Origin of the sequence: Legionella wadsworthii DSM 21896 = ATCC 33877 (genome assembly GCF_000701265.1) — a bacterium.
Classification (GTDB): domain Bacteria; phylum Pseudomonadota; class Gammaproteobacteria; order Legionellales; family Legionellaceae; genus Legionella; species Legionella wadsworthii.
On record NZ_JNIA01000023.1, the window covers coordinates 117,583 to 137,355 of the forward strand.

Below are 19,773 nucleotides of genomic sequence, written 5' to 3' on the forward strand. Positions count from 1 at the left end.
AAAAGTTTTAGTATAGGGGTAAAGGTTATGGGATTTTTTAAAGAAGAGACTCATATACAAACTGCAAATGAGGCTCCCGGTGATGAGGTGAAGTCACGGCTTATTAATGAATGTGAACTCCCCCTTATAAAAATGGGTCCAGCTGTAGAAAGAATTGGTGGCGATGTAGGAGTTCTTGAACAAGCCAAGGACATGGTAAATATAGTCAAAAAAGTGGTAGAAGATCCGAACGCACTTGAAGAAGCGCTTCAAGGAACTAAAGAAGCTAAACCACAATCTCCCCAAGGCCCCGGCGTTAAAGACCAATTTTTAGTAGCGAAGCAGCAATACCAGCAAAGCGCTACTACTACAACTAAAGAGGAACCTGACGTGGAGCAAAGTTCAGGGCTTAGGAAGTAATGCCCCTAAAACAATCATCTTTTTGTGAAATCCACAAGAGTTTTAAATTTTTGTGGATTTTTTTTGTATTATGGAATTACTTTTATATTTCATTTATATAGTGAAAATTACTGTTATACTCCATAATACCGCATTAATTTTTAGTTCATACTAAACATTCTGGCTTTATGAAAAAAGAAACATATACCAAAGAGCATAATGAAGCTATTTTAAAAGCATTGGATTATGCAATTCAAAATGGACCTTGGGACAAATCAAATTTTCTTCGGTCTATCGGTAATCGTTTAGTGGGCATACGTGATAATTTTACCAAAAGAATTAATGCGCGCACTGATGCTCAAGTCCGAGCGGACACCCATTTGGCAAGCCAGCTGGCTTTAAGGAGTGGACAACAAGAGGTTTATGTATCATTGTATTCTTCTGATGGTACCAATATACAATCTTGGGAACGAATCATAGCTAATTTGCCTCGGCAAATGATTTCTCGGCCTATTTACAGCGATGAAGAGCAAGTCAGGGCTTTAATTAAGTCAAAAGAAAACAAAGTAAATGAGGGTTATGTCGCAATTTACATCAATAAAACCGATATCATTCCTCTATCACAAGACAAAACTTTGTATGATCGTTTAGGAAGCCCTTTACTTACTTTGAAAGATAGATCATTAAATACAGAGAACATTACCCGGTTTATACACACAAGTGGTCAATATACTTATTCCAAAGGCCGTTTAACAAAAGAGTCATGAACAAAGGCTTTTGTTGACTCATGAAGTTATCCTTGTGAATCTCTCGCAAAAATATCCGGGAGCAGTATATACTTAAAAGAAACAAACTATTTTTGAAGTAATCACTAATGGCGCAACAACCACAGCAGCAAGGTCAAGATAGTGGCATGGGTCCAATATGGGTCATGGTACTTCTATTTATTACTGTGTTTCTTATTTGGAAAATGGGACACCAGTATATTGTGATGTTTGTATTCCAGATAAATATTTGGCAAGCAAAACTTGTTAACCTTTTTATTCATAATGAAGAATTGTCTAATTGGATTCAAGTGATGCAGACCGTAGATCCTAACGCAGTGAATTGGGATCAATTGGTCGCAACGACCCGAGAAGTCGGTAATTTCATGCGTTACCCCGTAGTTCTTGTCCTCCTTGTTCTCGCTACACTTTTGTATACTTCAAATATTACTTTAAAATTCCGTAAAATTTACGATATGAAAAAATTACGGGAGCAGGAGCAGTTTAACTGGCCTGCCATTATGCCTGTAGTCAAAGAGGATTTGGTTTCCCAGGATATCAATAAAGGGATTTGGGCTATGGCATTGACCCCAATGGAATTTGCTCGAAAGTACAATTTATTAAAAAAAGAAGATGTATTATTAGATAACCCCGTTCCAGGCCAGGAGATGACGGCAGGTATACGCAAGGGGGATGCTAAGCGGGTTTTTACCCTGCAATTAGGTCCTTATTGGGATGGTTTTGAACATTGTTCCCCTCAAGCTTATGCGTTGGCTGCGGTTTTTATGGCACGTATTAATCGGGACAGGGACGCAGCCAATGCTATCTTATCTACATTGGATAAAACTTATGTTTCCGGTAAGCTTGATTACTCTGTTGCCCGGCCAACAATTGAAAAATATAAAAATACAGAAATTATCCAGGAAGTTGTTTCAAAACATGCCTATACTTTAAGTGTAATGGCATCATTACTTGAGAAAGCACGGGATGACGGGGTCGTTCCTAGTGCTGAATTTTTATGGTTAAGACCCGTTGATAGGCGTTTATGGTATATGCTTAATTGCGTTGGAAGACAAACTCCCTTTTCAGAAGTTGCTGGTCCTTTTGCTCATTGGAAAGCAGAAAAGGAAATGGGAAGACGCTCGTTAGTACCCATGATCGATGAAGCAATTAAAGCATTGGAAATTGCCATAAAAGAAGTTAAGTTAAACCCCCGACAAATGCAGGAGTTAGAGCCATGATGCGCGGTATTGATTCACGTCATGAATTAGATCCAACCCTCCTACTTCGAGACACGCGAACTCTGGGGCAAAGATTAGGCGATTTCTTTGCTGATCCAACAAATATATCCATTATTTTGTTTACATTATCGGCAATGTCTTATTATTTTTCAGAGGCAGCCACGTTCATCCTCATTGTAGGAGCAGGTTGTTTTCTATACAGCTATACCCGCAAACAAAAATTACCTTTCCGTTTGCCTTTAATTTCTCGTGTAAAAGATTACAACGATATGAAGCCTGGTGTTAATAAACCCAACATGGCTCGCGGGATTGCATTTTTTGGGAATGACCGTAAAACGGGTCATGAGCTCTGGTTTGCTAACGATGACATGCGCACACATGCCCTGATTTTTGGCTCTACCGGTAGTGGTAAAACGGAATGTCTGGTTTCTCTTGCATTTAATGCTTTAGTCCAAGGCAGCGGATTTATTTATGTTGACGGGAAAGGTGACAACTCCCTTTACGCTAAAGTGTTCTCCATGGTACGAAGCATGGGCCGTGAAGACGATTTGCTCCTAATTAATTTTATGACTGGTGCACGTGATATTATCGGTCCGCAAGAAAGAAGACTGTCAAATACCTTTAATCCTTTTTCCCAAGGATCCTCCAGTATGTTAACCCAGCTAGTAGTCAGTCTAATGGGTGATTCCAAAGGTGGGGGCGACGGTGACATGTGGAAAGGCCGTGCTATTGCATTCGTAGAAGCATTGATGCGTTTACTGGTTTACATGCGCGATGAAGGCGCAATACTTTTGGATGCGGATACCATTCGGAACTACTTTGATTTAACGAGATTAGAAACCATCGTTGTTGATAAAATCTTTCCCCGTGACAATCAGGAAAGTGTAAATATTGAACAAATACCCAAACTCGTAACAGACCCATTACGAAACTATCTAGGAACTTTGCCAGGTTATAACAAAGAAAAAAAAGGGAAGCAAGTTTCCCAGGTTTTAGAGCAACACGGGTTCATTACCATGCAGCTGGTCAGGGCGTTTTCATCTTTGGCAGATACCTATGGACATATTGTTCGTACAAATTTAGCTGAAGTAGACTTCAAGGACGTCGTATTGAACCGAAGAATTCTTGTTGTCCTTTTGCCTGCTTTGGAAAAATCACCGGATGAATTATCAAACTTAGGCAAAATTATTGTTTCTTCATTAAAGGCAATGATGGCTGCAGGATTGGGGGAGGACGTAGAAGGGGATTATCGTGACGTCATTTTGCGTAAGCCTACCAATGCACCCACACCTTATATGTGCATCCTTGATGAGTACGGTTATTATGCAGTGCAAGGTTTCGCCGTTGTGCCGGCGCAAGCACGTTCTCTGGGATTCTCTGCGATTTTTGCAGGGCAAGATTTACCTGCCTTCCAAAAGGCATCTAAAGAAGAAGCCGCTTCAATTGGTGCAAATACCAACATTAAAATTTGTATGAAATTAGAAGATCCTACGGAAACATGGGACTTCTTCACTAAAACAGCGGGCGAAGCATATGTCACCAAAGTGGATTCATTTCAGGCCAAAGACAGCAGTATGGCTAATACCTACATGGACAGTAAAAGCTCCTCGTTTGAAAAAAGAGCGCGGGTAGATTTGCTGGATTTAAAAGAGCAAACCGAAGGTGAGGCCCATATTTTCTTCAAATCAAAAATTGTTCGCGCCCGGATGTTTTATGCGAATCCAAAACCAGTGAAACAATTAAAACTGAACCAGTTTTTGAAAGTAGAGGCACCGCCAGACGATTATTTAATGAAATTGCAAAGGCAATTGGTTTCTTTTCAGTCCATCTTGGAAAGCGGTGATTTATCTATTAACAAAACAGCAGATAGCGAAGAGATTACGCTTATATCCAAGTTATTGCGTGAATCACCCATAGAAGAACCTATAGAAAGAGGAGTATCTGCCTTAATTGCGTTCCATGGTCATAATGAACCTGAACCTGTTGAGGATTTGATTGAAGAAGAAGTTGAGGGTGCATTAACGATATTTAGTACTTTACGAGAAAATGCAAATGCTCCGCCTATTTTGGTGAATGATAAAGCCGCATTTTCTGAGTCTTTACTGCCGATCAATGAAACACGAAATCAAATGATGAATATTGAACGTTTGGCTGGAGCTAAGGATAAATATGCTGGTACTGTTGCCAATGAACTGATTAAAGATTTCCAATTGGCTACCAGTTATCCGCCTGAAGAGCGGGATTATATTGCCCCTGATGAGCTAACCGATTTAGTGAAGTCCCTTTCCGAAAACATAAGTAGAGAACGGGAAAAAGCAAATCAAAAAGCTGAAGAATAAAAAGTTTGATTTCCTTCTTTATTTTTTATCAATTATTTTTGTTTCCGACAATAGCCCCTTGTTGGGGCTGATTTCTTTCAAGCCCACCTTTTTTAGTTCTTCTTATATATTCCAAAATTCTTTAAATGCCTCCTGTCATCATGACTCACTTTGAGTCTATGTGAAAAAATAAGCCTGGGCGCTTTGTTTTTACTCAAATAAATGTAAAGCAATAAATAAATTTTTAAAAAAATAGCTATTTTAATGAAATCATTGTAACGTAATGATTTGTATGTTTTTCTTAGATGGAACACACACAGAAGCTACAGTCAGAATCATTTTAAATGGTCATTTGAAATATGAGGATAGTGAGTGAGATCAGTACGTATTAATCTAATTCAGGCTGGTGTAATGTTCGTCATATTGATGTTAACAGCCTGCAAAGGTGATTATTGGGCACTGGATAGGGATGAGCCGAAGTATCCCTGTAAGGTTCTTGGTGCCTGTGATGCGACCATCATGAAGCTCGCTAAAAAATTAAATAGAAGAGGGATAAAGGTAATTACCATAGGTCAGGATTATATGATAAGCATCCCAGCCCATTTTTTATTTGAACCAGAAACACCCCACCTGAGATGGAAATCCTATCCCTTATTAAATGAAATTGCTGTTTTTCTGAAACAATTTCGTAAAATTGCTATTAATATAGCCAGTTACAGTAATAAATACGTATCACCACAAAGAGAACATGCCCTGACTTTGGCTCGATCAAGAGTTGTTAGTGATTATCTTTGGTCTCAAGGAGTAGATAGCCGTTTGATCTTTACACAAGAATTAGGTAGTGATAAACCTATTATAGGATTTACTAAGGGCGGTGATAGTTCAGTAAATGCACGAGTGGAAATTACTTTCAGACGAGCTGTGGCATAGGGGAAATAATGAGTCGTGAAACGTGGGAAGTGATAAAAGGCAGTAAAAATTTCTATGTTAACTCATATAGACGCGGGTTAACCGCCTTAATTATTTCTCTATTCCTCAATTGTATTCTTGGGCTTTTAATCATCTACACCCATTTAACAGAACCTGAGCGAGATTTCTATGCAACGAGTGGGGTTACACCTCCCATTCAATTGAAGCCATTATTGGCTCCGAATTATTCACCCAATGCGCTGCTTCCTCCTGATCCGCCTGCGGAAAATGAGGGAGATAAATTTATACCACAATAAGTTAAAATAGAGGTTATTATGGCTGAAGATGCCTTGACAGTAGTCTCACTGAGAAATAAGTTTTATAAAGACAGCCAACGTAAAGTAATGCTCACGTTGTTAATTTCGATTATAGTGAACGTAATTTTGGCATCCTTATTAGTATATATGGTGACCCACCCCCCTGCGCCAAAATATTTTGCTACAAGCATTAATGGTCGTATTACACCCCTTTTCCCATTGAACGAACCCAATCAATCTGACTCTGCAGTTTTGCAATGGGCAAACCAAGCAGCTATTGCAGCGTTCACTTATAATTTCGTCAATTACAGGGATGAATTACAAGCATCTTCAGGATTTTTTACTCCTGAAGGATGGGATCAATTTTTAAATGCGTTACAACAATCGAATAACTTGGATGCAGTAAAAGCTAAAAAGCTCATTGTTTCTGCTGTGGCGACACGAGCACCTATTATTTTGCAAAAAGGCGTATTAAACGGAAGTTTTTCATGGCGAGTACAAATGCCAATATTGGTAACCTACCAAAGCGCCAGCGAATTTACTCAGCAGAATAATGTGGTTACTATGTTAATTACACGTGTTTCCACTTTAAATTCGCCTAGAGGAATAGGAATTTCCCAATTTGTTGTAGGACCTGCCGCAGGTGGAGTGTCTTAATGAAAAAGCTGAACTGGTTTTTAAAGTTTTGTTTGATATATGGAATAACAGGGAGTTTTGTCAATTCTTCCTATGCACAGGATGACAATGCGCAACAAGCATTGCAACAGTTACGTTTGTTGCAACAACGTTTATCACAAAATCAGCCAGCTGGAACAAATCAACCCCCAGGCGGAGCACCCGTTCCTGCTCCAGCTCCAAATCAGGGGGGAAATAATATTCCTATCCCTCTTGCAAATAATGTCTATAAACCCCCTGTAGGCGCACCGGTACCCCCACCTCCTCCTGCCAATGCTCCGAACCCTAATGCACCCGGGATCGTGACCGAAAATGATGAGGAGATTATCAATAATAAAGCGTTCAAGGACATGACAAAAAGTATTTATCCCCTGAATACAGAACAAATAGTTCATCTAAGACAAATACAAGAAACTATGGAGTATGCCAAGGCTTCGCCTGCAGGTACACCGCCTAAACCAACTGCAACCTCACAATTTGTCAACCTATCCCCTGGTTCTACCCCCCCGGTGATTCGTTTGGCCCAAGGATTTGTTTCTTCATTAGTTTTTCTTGATTCATCCGGCGCTCCATGGCCTATTGCTGCTTATGATTTGGGCGATCCCAGCTCGTTTAATATTCAATGGGATAAAACAAGCAATACCATTATGATTCAAGCTCTGAAATTATATAATTACGGAAATTTGGCAGTCCGTTTAAGAGGTTTAAACACGCCGGTCATGCTAACCCTAATCCCTGGGCAAAAGGCAGTAGATTATCGGGTAGATTTGCGGGTACAAGGTTTGGGGCCCAATGCTAAAGCCATGCCTTTAGAAACAGGAATTCCTCCCTCAGCAAGTGAGTTGCTGCTTCATGTCCTAGATGGAGTTCCGCCTCCGGGAAGTAAACGATTAAATATTACTGGTGGCGATGCACGCGCTTGGCTAGCCAATGACAGAATGTATGTTCGCACAAATCTTACGGTATTATCACCGGGCTGGTTGGCAAGCATGACCAGTGCAGATGGGACGCATGCATATGAAATGCAGAAATCTCCGGTGTTATTGGTTTCCTGGCATGGTAAGGTCATGCAGCTCAAGGTAGAAGGGTTATAAATGGCTGGCAGAAAAGAAAATATAAAATCGCTTTTTTCAAACACTCGAACTCGGGTTATTATCATTTTCACAGTAGTATTGTTAATAATCGCGATAGTGATAGGGTATTTCAAACTCAGATCCGTTGGCACGGGTCCTTCAGCAGTTGCGACTGTTGGACATACTCCCGGAACGATTCAGTCGATTCCTGGAGTGCTCAATCCAACAACTCAATACGCCAAATTACAGGAAGAGCAGAATGTTAACCAAGCTCAAAAAGCTGAGCAAACGGGCGGAAGTGCCATCCCTACCATTATTCGAACCCAGGCATTAGGTGAAGGTGTGGGTGTTATTGGCTCCCAAGGGGGGCAAAGCGGTGTAGGATTTGCCACTTTAGCACGTGAAAATCAAGAAGGAGCCCAAAAAAGTCTATGGCTACAAACATTACAAAACGCGAGTTGTTCAAAAACAGCCGTGAGCCAAGTCGTGAGCCAAGGGGCACAACTTACGGATTTAAAGGCAGCATGTAGTTGTGTTCAATTAAAGGATAATGGTTATTCTTTAGGTGAGTTGAATCAAGTATGTTCTTGTAAAGAATTAAAGGCTGCCGGATACAATGCAAGACAACTTAAAGAGGCAGGATATACGGCCTCAAGATTAAGAGACTGTGGTTATAATGCATGCGAATTACGCAATGCTGGTTTCACTGCTCAGGAATTGAAGGATGCCGGATTCTCTGATGATGAGTTGAAAGGAGCCGGGTTTACCCCAGAGGAAATTGCAAAGGCAAGTGGTTTGCCAGATGGAGTTACAGCAGCTGATGTACTTAAAGCCGGATGTAGTGTAGAAGCACTGACTAAATTACGTAAGGCTGGGGTTTCAGCTTCTGCAATTCGTAGAATAAGTGGATGTAGCGCTGCACAGATGAAAGCGGCAGGGTTCACTGCAAAAGAGTTGCGTGATGCTGGATTTAGCGCTGCAGATTTAAAAAGAGCAGGTTTTACTCCAGAAGAACTAAGGGCGGCAGGATACTCTGCAAGGGATTTACTCAATGCTGGGTTTACGCCAGATGATTTGGCAAAAGCAGGTTACACTTCGGGTGAGATAAATGCCGCTGAAGCAGAGTTACCTCCTGGGATTACACCAGATGATGTCAAAAAAGCAGGCTGTGATGTAGATACTTTGAAAAAAGAGAAAGCAGCGGGTGTAAGCGCCAAATTAATCAAACAGTATGCTGGATGTAGTGCCCAAGCGTTAAAAGCTGCTGGATTTACTGATGCTGATCTTGCCAATGCTGGTTTCACGCCCCAACAAATTGCAGGCGCCGCATATACAGATGCCCAAATCAAGTCTATGGGCTGTAACCCTGACAATTTGAAAAAACTCTTTGCAGCTGGCGTTTCTGCTAAGCGCATTAAAGAATTAAACGGGTGTAGTGCAGAAGCTTTAAAAAATGCAGGATACAATGCCCAATCTTTATTGGATGCCGGATACACTCCTGCACAGCTGCTTGCAGCGGGCTTTACTCCCAAGGACCTACAAAATGCAGGATTGAGTCCTGCAGATGTCTTGGCTGCAGGGCGTGTTGGTGATTGCAGTGTTGAATCTCTTAAGAGAGCCAAAGCTGCTGGGATCAGCGCCCTTACTATTAAGAAAACGCTTGGGTGTTCTGCCAAGGCCTTAAAAGATGCAGGCTACTCTGCAAAAGAGCTAAAAGACGCCGGATTTACAGCGGCAGAATTGAAAGATGCGGGTTTTAGCGCTAAAGATTTAAAAGATGCAGGATTCACCGCCAAAGAATTAAAAGATGCAGGATTTAGTGCCAAGGATTTAAAGGATGCAGGCTTTAGCGCCAAAGATTTAAAAGATGCAGGCTTTAGCGCCAAAGATTTGAAAGCGGCAGGTTTTTCAGCCGCACAACTCAAAGCGGCAGGTTTTAGCGCCAAAGATTTGAAAGATGCAGGCTTTAGCGCCAAAGATTTAAAAGATGCAGGCTTTAGCGCCAAAGATTTAAAAGATGCCGGCTTTAGCCCTAAAGATTTAAGAGATGCTGGTTTCACGGCAGCTGAGATGAAAGCGGCTGGATATAGCGCTAAAGAATTGGCTGATGCAGGATATGGTCCTGCTGATTTAAGAACTGCTGGGTATAGTCCTGCGGAATTACAAAATTTAGCGACTACTCCTGAGGGGTCACAAGTTGCTGGATTGGGTGCTCCAAATATACAACAAGGTGCATTTAATGTAGGAGGCATACCTACTGTAGGTGTAGGCCCTGGCGCTCCTGGAAGTGTTGTATTGCCTGGTTCTCCTGCAAGCAATCAACAGTTACAGACCATTATTAATAAACAAAACCAACAGCTGGCGGAGCAAAAATATCAACAAAAAATTCAGCAGAAAACATCAGATATGACTCAGGCTGCAAATCAATTAATTGCGGAATGGAAAACGGTACCTGTACAAATTTATACTGCTGGGAGTAAAGAAGACGAGAAACTTGCTGTTGCTGCCGGAGCAGCAGGTCCAGGCGGTACAACGGTGACTCAGACAACAACTACTGTAGCTACTTCTCAATCAGCTATGATAAAAACAGGGGATGTTCTCTTCGCCGTAATCGATACCGCGATTAATAGTGATGAACCCGGACCCATTCTTGCAAGTATTGTTTCTGGAAGACTTAAAGGTGCCAAACTGATAGGTAGCTTTAATTTACCTTCAAATGCAAATAAGATGATTATTACATTTAACGTCATGTCTATTCCCGGTGCACCTAAAACAATCCCGATTTCTGCGTACGCAATTGATCCAAATACAGCAAGAACAGCTCTTGCCAGTAGGACTGATCATCATTTCTTGTTGAGGTATGGTTCTTTGTTCGCTTCCTCCTTTTTAGAAGGGTTTGGTAATGCATTCCAGTCTGCTAATACTACAGTCACCATAGGTGGTACAGGGGGCGGCAATAATGTAACCGTTGCAAATGGTGTTGGGCGCTCAACGCTTGAAAATGCTGTGATTGGCTTAGCAACTGTTGGTAAAACATGGGGACAACAAGCACAAGTACTATTTAATACCCCTACGACTGTGGAGGTTTATGCAGGTACCCCTGTGGGAGTTTTATTTACTCAAGATGTAAAATCTCTTTAATATGATGGTAGATAAAAATGGCAGATAATGATCAAAATGATGAGTATAAATTCGCGGAATTAGATTCTCTTGAGAACGAACCATTAGAAACATCAGAGTTCGATGCGACAAGGCCAGCCAAAGGCCCTATAAGGCATGAGCCCCAAAAGAATATTAGACGTAATGCATTCATTGTGATTGGCGTCATTATTTTTGCTATGCTCATGTATAAATTTGTGGGCGGCATGTTCTCGAAAACGCCTACAACACCAGCTAAAGATACTACCCCTGCACCTGTTGCGGAAGCACCTGAGCCTACGCCTCAACCTATAGCTCAAACGGAAATACCAAGTCAGCCAATACAGCCACAACCGCAATCTCAGCCGCTGCCTGATATTCAGCCTCAACCAGAAAGTCCATCTCAGCCTGTAGTGCAGCAAGCTCCTGCAGCACAAGAGAATAATTCAGCATTACAACAGAAAGTTGCATCGATCGAAGCGAGCCAACAATCAGTCCAATCCGAAGTAAGCTCAATGAATCAGCAGGTAAATAATGTCAATAATAATGTGAATGCCTTAAATACTCAAATCGCAAAATTGAATCAAGTAATTAGTGAATTGAATGTTCAGGTAGTCAAACAATCAGAAGTAATTACTGTGTTATTGGAGCGTACAAAACCTAAACCTGTTAAGCGTGTAATCCATGTCCAACCGGCTCCACCGCCAATAATTTACTATATTAATGCAGTAATTCCGGGTCGGGCTTGGCTAATTGGCACAAATGGTTCTACACTTACTGTAAGAGAAGGAACAAAAATCGCAGGATACGGGACTGTTAGACTTATAGATTCCATTCAGGGTCGAGTTTTAACAAGCTCAGGGCGTGTAATTAGGTTTAGTCAAGAAGATAGTTGAGGTTTGTATGGCTGACACATGTACGGGCGGATCAGTAGCTTGCTGGATATCGGGCCAAGTAAATATATTAACAAATATCGCAAACTCCTTAATCCCTGTAGAACGCATGATTACAGGAGGCGCATATCTCATTGGTTGTGCATTTTTGTTCAAAGCAATCTATAGTTTAAAGGTATATGGTGAAGCTCGTACGATGATGTCGAGCAACACGAGCGTAAAAGAGCCTGTAGTTTATTTGGTAGTAGGTGCGATATTTATTTATTTTCCATCGGCGTTTTCATCTTTGATGGTGAGTACTTTTGGTTATTCGAATGTCCTCCAGTATGCTCCAGTGAGCAGTAGTAATCCAACATTGGATACTTTATTCGGTACAGGAAGTGTCGTAGGTAGACCTCTAACAATAATTATTCAGGTCATTGGGTTGATTGCCTTCGTAAGGGGATGGGTATTGATTGCACGTTCAGCTTCACAAGGACAACCGCCTGGAGGAACGGGAAAAGGATTAATGCATGTTTTCGGAGGTATATTGGCAATCAATATTGTAGGTACTCTTGAGATGATTAATAATACATTGTATGGGACATCGTGACAGGGCAGGCACGATAATTTTTAGTTAAATTAGTAATTTAAAATTGGGGAGAAAAAGGTGAAGAGTAATGTCATAAATAAATCTAGTTACAAATACTGGTTAAGCAGTTTTGTTTGTTTGAGTTTATTGGCTTTGGTGAGTCAAGATGCTGCAGCCGGAGGTTCTATATCCGTGGGTACGATGGCATCGACAATTACCTCGTCATTTACAAACCTGACAAAATTGATTACCGCAGGTTCATACCTGGCTGGGTTAGGATTTTCAATTGGTGCTATTATGAAATTCAAACAGCATAAAGACAATCCGACTCAAATTCCAATAGGTACACCGATTGCATTAGTTTTTATCGCTGCGGCCTTATTGTTCCTACCCTCTATTCTAGGGGTTACTGGAGTCACAATGTTCGGAGGTAGCGGTGGTACAACTGCTGGACCTACAGGAACAGTATATACTAGCGGCTAATTATATTGTTGTTTAGCATAATCATGGTAATACCCATTTTTAGATCCTCTCCTGTTTCGGGAAGAGGATCTTTTAATGGGCATAAAAACGATAATTGCCAAAGAATTTTATTATGAATGTGGGCCGAGGATATGGCAGTTAATCAAGAAAAAAACAAATTAAAATTAATGGCCACGCCAGGTTCATGGCGTTTGTATTCTGCTAGAAAAGTTGACGAACGATTTAAGGCTTTTGAACAAAAAGTCTTTCAAAGAGATAGGTATACATGTACGTTTTGTGGATTTCAAGCACGTTTATTTCAAGAAGTAGTTAATCTTGATAATAATTATGCCAACAACAAGTTGGAAAATTTGGTAACTTCTTGTTGTTTCTGTGCACAGTGCTTCTTCGTTGAATCCGTTGGGGTAGGTGGTTATGGTGGAGGTACTTTAATTTATCTTCCTGAATTAACCCAAGCTGAGTTAAACAGTATGTGCCACGTACTTTTTTGTGCAATTACAAATGATACGGGATATAAATCCAGTGCACAGAATATTTACCGAGCTTTCAAATTCCGTTCACAGCTTGTGGAGGACAAATTTGGAGAAGGAACCAGCGATCCTGCAATATTTGGTCAATTGATGATCGATGCAGGAGTCAATGATGAAGAGAGAAGAGCACAATTATTTAAAGATATACTTTTATTGCCTTCTAGAGCCAAATTCCGCAAGCAAATTGAAAAATGGGCTGCTAGTGCATTAGAAGAAATTTCAAGTTAATGTGAGGAAAAGTATGGCGCATTGGTCAGAATCTTTTTTTGAAGGAGTAGACACCTTCTTTGCCTGGCTAAGCACTTCGCTTAAGCAAACAACAGAATCTTATATTGATTTGGAAACTGCAGATAGTCCAACAGTATTGGTAAATCATGATGGTTCCTTACTTTCTATTTTGAAAATTGAAGGTGTCTCTGCTCTAGTTGGAAGTTTGGAGTTTGAAAATCTAGTTGCTGGATTAACCAACTCATTCCAAGGGGCTATGGGGCGCCCTGGACATGCTTTGCAAGTTTATTTTAGCCATGACAAACAAAATATTAAAAAATTAATTCGGGACACATTCGAGCCAGCTACCGCAACAGCAAAACGACTCGAATTGAATTTAAATGATTTGTTCGAAGAACGAATTGATTATATGGCCCAATATTGTGCAGAAGAACGCGTTTATTTTGTACTCATTACTCGTCCTTTTAATTTACCTTCAGAACAACAAAAAGCGGCAAGTAAAGCCAAATTGAAAATGATCAAGGACATGAAGCTTCCTCCTTTTAAAAACAGCCAAACTGTCTATGCTGCGATCGCGGAGCTACGAGATACGCATGATGCATATGTTCGTGCCGTGATGAATGATCTCGATTCACTTCATGTAGCTGCAAAATTATTGGAAGTCCATGATGCCGTACATGCAATTCGCATGACTGCTGATCCGGATTATACAGCAGATGATTGGCGTCCCAGTTTACCTGGTGATAAAGTTACAGTTCGCGAAATAAACAGCTTTGAAGGAGATACCTCAGATTTATTATGGCCACCCTTAGCAAAGCAAGTATTTCCTCGTGATGCTGAAATACTGGATTTGCGGACTGTGCGAGTTGGTGACAAAATTTTTTCATCCACATACATTGATTTATTCCCAAAAGACTTAAGGCCATTTATTCAGTTATTCACACGAATATTACCTGCACATATCCCTTGGCGAATTTCTTTTTTAATTGAAAGTGAAGGTCTGGCAACAATAAAACTTAAGGGGCTACTTGCAGCAATCCTCACGTTTAGTTCTGCTCAAAATCGTTTAATCAGTGATTCAGTGAATTTATTGAAATACATCCAACTGAATACAGATGAATCGATCGTTCGCTTGCGTGTCGTTGCAACCACCTGGGCACCTGAGGACCGGTTTCCATTATTGCGTCAACGCAGTTCCGAATTAGTGAAAGCAATTGAAGGTTGGGGTTCTACCGACGTTTCAGAAATTTGTGGTGACCCTTTCGGGGGGTTTGTATCCGGTATGCTCGCGGCAACACTAAATAGCACGGCAGTTGCAACCGTTGCACCTCTGAGTTCGGTAGTTTCAATATTACCCATAACCCGTCCTGCCTCTCCCTGGGTTAAAGGGGCGTTACTTTTTAGAACACCCGATGGAAAACCCTGGCCTTTCCAGCCTGGCTCTACAGAACAAACTACCTGGATTGATTTGGTTTATGCGCGTCCGGGTTCAGGTAAATCGGTTTTATCTAATGCGGTTAACTTGGCTCTGTGTCTTTCAGGGGGACTCTTACGTTTACCACGTATTGCCATTATTGATATCGGTCCTTCAAGTAGTGGTCTCATCTCATTATTAAAAGAAGCTTTACCCGCTTCGAAGCGTCATTTGGTGGCTTACCATCGTTTAAGGATGACTCCTGAATACTCCATTAATCCTTTTGATACCCAGCTAGGTTGCCGCTACCCCACAGCATTGGAACGTGCTTTCCTGGTTAACTTTATTACTTTGCTCACTACGCCTCTTGGTGCGGAAAAACCTTATGATGGGATGCCTGATCTTGCAGGTATGGTAGTGGATGAATTGTATAAAAGTTTGGCTGATGAATTCAACCCTGCACCCTATTCTCCTGGTGTTGAGGAATTCATTGATGGCATTTTGGAAGAAATTGGATTTGTACGAGATTCAAAATCTACCTGGTGGGAAGTTACGGATTCTTTATATTCTGCGGGCTTTGTTCATGAAGCGATGCTTGCCCAACGTTACGCTATGCCATTGTTGGCGGATGCTGCATCCATTTGTCGAACTCCCTCTATTGAAGATCTCTATGAAAGAATCACTGCACCTACTGGTGAATCATTAATTAACGCATTCTCAAGAATGATTTCTGCTGCCGTACGCGAGTATCCTATTTTATCTCGCGTGAGTAGCTTTGATATTGGTGATGCGCGCGTGGTATCACTTGATCTGGATGAGGTTGCTAAAAGCGGTGGGGATGCTGCAGACAGACAAACTGCTGTGATGTATATGTTGGCCCGTTATGTTTTGGCAAGGCACTATTATTTAACAGAAGAGAGCTTAAATAATATACCGGAGCAATATAAAGAATATCATAAAGAGAGAGTGCAAGAAATTCGTGAAGATCATAAGCGGATTGTTTATGACGAGTTTCACCGAACATCAAAATCTGCAGCAGTTCGTGAGCAGGTTATTATTGATATGCGTGAAGGACGAAAATGGAAAGTACAAATTGCCTTATTATCCCAATCAGTAGAAGATTTTGATGCAATTATGATCGATTTTGCGACTGCAATTTATATTATGGATGCAGGCCCTTCACAAGCCATTGAAAAAACGGCTGCGATATTTGGTCTCACAGATACGGCAAAAACTGCACTTCGCACACGGGTGCATGGTCCAAGACAAGGTGGAGGTACATTTTTAGCACAATATGCCACTAAATCTGGGGTGAATGTGCAGTTGCTTACTTTGACCCTGGGACCTGTTGAGCTATGGGCTTTCAGTACTACGGCTGAAGATGCGACAGTCAGGAATCACTTATACCGACATCTAGGCCCTGCAGAAGCACGACGCGTCTTATCCTCTTTATTTCCGAATGGTTCAGTAGCCAAAGAGCTAGAAACCCGATTGAACAATATGAAAGAAAGAGTCGGATTAATTGAAGATGAAATGAAAGAGGGGATTATTGAACAATTAATAAATGAAATTCTTGATGCTTATTCAAAGAATCCGGATGTTAAAAGTTTACCCGCTAAATTAACTTAAACTGTATCAAATAAGATAATTTATTGAGTGAACCAAAGAGTATACCTGATCTGGCATCCATCTTAATATTGCCTTAAGCGTCATCGAATATAATTGGCCTTGTTTTTAGTCAGAGAGTGGATGGGAGATGTTTCCATTGATTCTCATTAAAAATCCAATGGAATAAATAATAAAAATGAGGCCTACATGAATAAAGTGATTGCTATTTTTTTTTCGTTATTAATTGGGATCAATAGTAGTTTTGCCCTTGCCAATACAGATATACCTGATGAAATGTTCATTAAGGAACACTGGATAAGTTTAACTACCAGCTATGATATCGAAACCAAAACCAAAAAGCTGGGAACCTTATATCGCAAATTTTTTAGTTTTTTATTAACCTATGAATTTTTTGATCCCTTCGACAATAAATTGGCTTATGCAAAGTCAAAATTTTTCTCTCTGACTGCACATTTCGATGTTTATGACAATTTTGATAATTATTTAGGAGCAGCTGATGAGAAACTATTCGCTTTTTTCCCTACCTTTGATATTTATGGACAAGATGGCTATACCAAATTGGCAAAAGCGAGTATGAATTTTTGGGGGACAACTTTTACCATTTATGATCCAGCCACCGATAGAGAAATGGCTACTTTGCATCGACCATTTTTTAGATTAAAAAATGATTGGACTTTCAATATCACCAATAGGGATTTATTCAATCAAAAAGAGATAGATTCTCGCGTGTTAATGACTGTCATTGCTTTTCAGGGAGATCGAGAATATTGGGAAAGTACACACCACGATGACTATAGAAGGATGATTAAAAATTCGAAGCAATCTAACGAGGTGACCCGAGCACAGGTAAATCAACTATTGGAAAAAATTAAAGCAGTAGGCAAACAAGAAGGAATAGAAAGTACAGCAAATCCAAGTCCCAAAACAATGGAGCTCTTGGCTGATGATTTAGAAAATAATTATAAAAAATTACCAGAGATTAATGCTTTGAATCTAACAAATCAGGAGATGCTCACATCCTTTACGGAATATTGTTTGAATTTAGTGCAGTCCGCTACGCTTTCTCAGGAAAAAAAGAAAACAATCCTGTTTATGCTTAAAGCACGTTTGGAAGGTGCAAACAGTTTAATCTAATATTCTTCAAACAGCTTGCAGAGAGCGTGCCCTCTCTACAAGCTCCTAAATGATGCTTTTTACTTCAATATAGTTTTCCAAGTTATGAAGATCAATCTGTTCTGTGAGGTAAAGAGACAATCACTTTAAGACCGCCCTGATGATTGTTAATTAGGGTTATGTCGCCTTGATGCATTTGAATAATTTCTCTGGCAATTGTCAGTCCCAACCCCGTACCCCCTGTGCTACGTGAGCGCGAATTTTCACCACGATAAAAAGGTAAGAAAACTTGTTCCAGATCTGCCTCGGGCAATCCTGGACCTTGATCAGTAATAGTGACTTCTACTTTATTTTGATGGCAATTTAAATGGATCATGGCCTTATAGCCGTAATGGATTGCGTTATTGATTAAATTATTAAAAGCTCTTTTTAGTAAATTGACTGTTCCATAATAAACGAATTTTGGGTTCTCACTGGTTAAGCTCACATCATAATTGAGCTCCATGGCGTCATCTTTTAATGAAGAGAGCAACGCGACTAAATCAAAAAGTTGGGGTTTTTCTTCAATGTTCACATCTCTAAAATAATCCAATGTTTCACGAATCATGAGTTCCATTTCATTGATATCAGCCATGATTTTGTTGTAATTTGGATCGTCTTCCAAATACTCAGCACGTAATTTCAATCGAGTTAATGGGGTGCGCAGATCATGTGAGATCGCTGTCACAACTCGAGTGCGATTCGCCAAAAGTTTGCTCACTTTTTCTTGTAGATCATTAATTTTTTTAAAAATAGTTTTTTGATCCTGATTACCGGTTATGGGTATGGGTAACCAATTTTCTTGATGTTCACTATAATGTAGACTTTGGATTAACGTGTGAATGGGCTGATTTAGTGTTCTAACTGCCCAATAATTTATAAAAAGTAAAGCACCGATTAAAATAAGAAAGAGGCTGACGATAGAGTTCGCTGGTTTTGGAAAAAATGAAATGACTTTAACATTGAGCCAATTATTTTCCTTGAGAAAAACGGAAAATTCCAATTTCTTATTTTCTTTAATTAAATTAAAAAGAATAGGTGCCTTTAATGTCAACAGGGCATTTTTATCATACAAAGGTTTAGCCGATAAACTAATTTTAGACCAGGAAATCCTTTGGTTTCTCAGGATCAACGGCCACATCGACTGGGGATTTTGTTGTAAGAGTACCACAAGATGAGTTAACGAACGCACGGCTTTTGGGGGAAGAGGTGCATGGATGTTTTCATAGTAATATTTTCCTAACTGCATCAAGGAAAACAGGATTAGTAAATTTCCTATGATTAAACCTACTAAAGTTTTTTTTGCAGTTCTGGTTAATTGACTCATACCAAATCGACCTTCGTTTTGAATTGATATCCTCCTCCCCGAATAGTAAGTAATAACCGGGGATTACGCGGATCAATCTCAATTTTTTTACGTAATCGTCCTATCAGCACATCAATGGTTCTATCTTGGGAGTCACAGTCTTTTTCATACAATAAATCCATCAATTGATCACGACTTAAAATACGGCCAGGATGCTCCAAAAAAATAATCAATAATTCATATTCTCGTTGGCTCAAAGGAATGGCAATGGAGTCTTTATCGATTAAAGAATGAGTATTGCGATCGAGAATCCAAGTATCAAAGTGTATTTGTTGCAAAGGGGTCAGTTTCTTGCGATCCAATTCTAAATCACCTTGTGTTCGTCGCAATTGGGCTTTTACTCTTGCTAGTAATTCTCGTGAACTGAATGGTTTGGAAATGTAATCATCGGCACCCAATTCCAGTCCTGCAACCCGATCTGCAATACTGTTTGCTGCACTAAGCATAATAATGGGCATACTGTGGGTTTGACGAATGGTTTGACAAACATTTAATCCATCTATACCAGGTAACATAATATCTAAGATAATTAAATCAAAATTATTTTCTCTTAGTAATTGTTTGATGTGCAATCCATTTAAAGTCCAGGTAGTTCGGAAACCATTTTTAATTAAATAATCATTGATTAAATGTGTGATTTCTTGATCATCATCAATAATCAATATATGACTTTTTCTTGCACTCATAGATTACC

17 protein-coding genes are annotated in these 19,773 nt (G+C 40.1%); 15 read left to right on the forward strand and 2 right to left on the reverse strand.

The genetic code is table 11. The annotated features are described in order from the left end of the window. Window positions 1–27: 27 nt before the first annotated feature. The 15 genes from BU07_RS0102800 to BU07_RS0102870 all read left to right on the forward strand — a co-directional run bounded on the left by BU07_RS0102800 (window position 28) and on the right by BU07_RS0102870 (window position 17,695). Complete coding sequence (locus BU07_RS0102800) at window positions 28–399, forward strand: hypothetical protein (protein ID WP_031563511.1); 372 nt, start codon at window positions 28–30, stop codon at window positions 397–399. Window positions 400–566: 167 nt separating this feature from the next. Next, window positions 567–1,145, forward strand: a complete 579-nt coding sequence (gene icmQ, locus BU07_RS0102805) for a Dot/Icm secretion system protein IcmQ (protein ID WP_031563515.1) — start codon at window positions 567–569, stop codon at window positions 1,143–1,145. Between the two features lie 107 nt (window positions 1,146–1,252). Next, complete coding sequence (gene icmP, locus BU07_RS0102810) at window positions 1,253–2,383, forward strand: type IVB secretion system coupling complex protein DotM/IcmP (RefSeq protein WP_031563516.1); 1,131 nt, start codon at window positions 1,253–1,255, stop codon at window positions 2,381–2,383. After that, complete coding sequence (locus BU07_RS0102815) at window positions 2,380–4,722, forward strand: TraM recognition domain-containing protein (protein ID WP_031563519.1); 2,343 nt, start codon at window positions 2,380–2,382, stop codon at window positions 4,720–4,722. Before icmP ends, BU07_RS0102815 begins: the two co-directional genes overlap by 4 nt. A gap of 351 nt (window positions 4,723–5,073) precedes the next feature. After that, window positions 5,074–5,631, forward strand: coding sequence for a type IVB secretion system protein IcmN/DotK (gene icmN, locus BU07_RS0102820; protein ID WP_031563521.1), 558 nt, complete (start codon window positions 5,074–5,076; stop codon window positions 5,629–5,631). Window positions 5,632–5,639: 8 nt separating this feature from the next. Beyond that, window positions 5,640–5,927: a type IVB secretion system protein IcmM/DotJ gene (gene icmM, locus BU07_RS0102825; protein ID WP_031563523.1), complete on the forward strand. Its 288-nt coding sequence runs from the start codon at window positions 5,640–5,642 to the stop codon at window positions 5,925–5,927. Between the two features lie 18 nt (window positions 5,928–5,945). After that, on the forward strand, window positions 5,946–6,584 hold the full coding sequence (locus BU07_RS0102830) for a type IVB secretion system apparatus protein IcmL/DotI (RefSeq protein ID WP_031563525.1): 639 nt from the start codon (window positions 5,946–5,948) through the stop codon (window positions 6,582–6,584). After that, complete coding sequence (locus tag BU07_RS0102835; protein WP_031563527.1) at window positions 6,584–7,696, forward strand: DotH/IcmK family type IV secretion protein; 1,113 nt, start codon at window positions 6,584–6,586, stop codon at window positions 7,694–7,696. Before BU07_RS0102830 ends, BU07_RS0102835 begins: the two co-directional genes overlap by 1 nt. Further along, window positions 7,697–10,816: a type IVB secretion system protein DotG/IcmE gene (dotG, locus tag BU07_RS0102840; protein ID WP_031563530.1), complete on the forward strand. Its 3,120-nt coding sequence runs from the start codon at window positions 7,697–7,699 to the stop codon at window positions 10,814–10,816. Window positions 10,817–10,833: 17 nt separating this feature from the next. Continuing rightward, window positions 10,834–11,709 carry a type IVB secretion system protein IcmG/DotF gene (gene icmG / locus BU07_RS0102845; protein ID WP_031563531.1) on the forward strand — a complete coding sequence of 292 codons (876 nt, stop codon included), beginning with the start codon at window positions 10,834–10,836 and terminating at the stop codon, window positions 11,707–11,709. 7 nt (window positions 11,710–11,716) lie between these two features. Next, window positions 11,717–12,298: a hypothetical protein gene (locus BU07_RS0102850; protein WP_031563532.1), complete on the forward strand. Its 582-nt coding sequence runs from the start codon at window positions 11,717–11,719 to the stop codon at window positions 12,296–12,298. Window positions 12,299–12,355: 57 nt separating this feature from the next. After that, window positions 12,356–12,760, forward strand: coding sequence for a hypothetical protein (locus tag BU07_RS0102855; protein WP_031563533.1), 405 nt, complete (start codon window positions 12,356–12,358; stop codon window positions 12,758–12,760). 131 nt (window positions 12,761–12,891) lie between these two features. Then, window positions 12,892–13,518 (forward strand): type IVB secretion system protein IcmJDotN, encoded by a 627-nt coding sequence (gene icmJ, locus BU07_RS0102860; protein ID WP_031563534.1) that lies wholly within the window; start codon window positions 12,892–12,894, stop codon window positions 13,516–13,518. Window positions 13,519–13,531: 13 nt separating this feature from the next. Beyond that, the gene (locus tag BU07_RS0102865) at window positions 13,532–16,561 is read left to right on the forward strand and encodes a type IV secretion protein IcmB (RefSeq protein ID WP_031563537.1); all 3,030 of its coding nucleotides are present in this window, start codon (window positions 13,532–13,534) and stop codon (window positions 16,559–16,561) included. A 186-nt stretch (window positions 16,562–16,747) separates the two neighbouring features. Beyond that, entirely contained in the window at window positions 16,748–17,695 is a 948-nt protein-coding gene (locus BU07_RS0102870) for an LURP-one-related/scramblase family protein (protein ID WP_031563539.1), read from the forward strand. 91 nt (window positions 17,696–17,786) lie between these two features. On the opposite strand, the gene BU07_RS0102875 is transcribed toward BU07_RS0102870, so the two are convergent. Both BU07_RS0102875 and BU07_RS0102880 read right to left on the reverse strand, forming a co-directional pair. Then, window positions 17,787–19,040 carry a sensor histidine kinase gene (locus tag BU07_RS0102875; RefSeq protein ID WP_031563540.1) on the reverse strand — a complete coding sequence of 418 codons (1,254 nt, stop codon included), beginning with the start codon at window positions 19,038–19,040 and terminating at the stop codon, window positions 17,787–17,789. Then, a complete protein-coding gene (locus tag BU07_RS0102880) occupies window positions 19,037–19,765 on the reverse strand; it encodes a response regulator transcription factor (RefSeq protein ID WP_031563542.1) in 729 nt (242 codons plus the stop codon). The genes BU07_RS0102875 and BU07_RS0102880 overlap by 4 nt, the downstream gene beginning before the upstream one ends. Between the last annotated feature and the right edge of the window lie 8 nt (window positions 19,766–19,773).

Excerpts from the sequence above, each read along its gene's own strand:
- BU07_RS0102800 (WP_031563511.1), top strand. The coding sequence starts at position 28 with ATGGGATTTTTTAAAGAAGAGACTCATATACAAACTGCAAATGAGGCT.
- icmQ (WP_031563515.1), top strand. The coding sequence starts at position 567 with ATGAAAAAAGAAACATATACCAAAGAGCATAATGAAGCTATTTTAAAA.
- icmP (WP_031563516.1), top strand. The coding sequence starts at position 1,253 with ATGGCGCAACAACCACAGCAGCAAGGTCAAGATAGTGGCATGGGTCCA.
- BU07_RS0102815 (WP_031563519.1), top strand. The coding sequence starts at position 2,380 with ATGATGCGCGGTATTGATTCACGTCATGAATTAGATCCAACCCTCCTA.
- icmM (WP_031563523.1), top strand. The coding sequence starts at position 5,640 with ATGAGTCGTGAAACGTGGGAAGTGATAAAAGGCAGTAAAAATTTCTAT.
- BU07_RS0102830 (WP_031563525.1), top strand. The coding sequence starts at position 5,946 with ATGGCTGAAGATGCCTTGACAGTAGTCTCACTGAGAAATAAGTTTTAT.
- BU07_RS0102835 (WP_031563527.1), top strand. The coding sequence starts at position 6,584 with ATGAAAAAGCTGAACTGGTTTTTAAAGTTTTGTTTGATATATGGAATA.
- dotG (WP_031563530.1), top strand. The coding sequence starts at position 7,697 with ATGGCTGGCAGAAAAGAAAATATAAAATCGCTTTTTTCAAACACTCGA.
- icmG (WP_031563531.1), top strand. The coding sequence starts at position 10,834 with ATGGCAGATAATGATCAAAATGATGAGTATAAATTCGCGGAATTAGAT.
- BU07_RS0102850 (WP_031563532.1), top strand. The coding sequence starts at position 11,717 with ATGGCTGACACATGTACGGGCGGATCAGTAGCTTGCTGGATATCGGGC.
- icmJ (WP_031563534.1), top strand. The coding sequence starts at position 12,892 with ATGGCAGTTAATCAAGAAAAAAACAAATTAAAATTAATGGCCACGCCA.
- BU07_RS0102865 (WP_031563537.1), top strand. The coding sequence starts at position 13,532 with ATGGCGCATTGGTCAGAATCTTTTTTTGAAGGAGTAGACACCTTCTTT.
- BU07_RS0102870 (WP_031563539.1), top strand. The coding sequence starts at position 16,748 with ATGAATAAAGTGATTGCTATTTTTTTTTCGTTATTAATTGGGATCAAT.
- BU07_RS0102875 (WP_031563540.1), bottom strand. The coding sequence starts at position 19,040 with ATGAGTCAATTAACCAGAACTGCAAAAAAAACTTTAGTAGGTTTAATC.
- BU07_RS0102880 (WP_031563542.1), bottom strand. The coding sequence starts at position 19,765 with ATGAGTGCAAGAAAAAGTCATATATTGATTATTGATGATGATCAAGAA.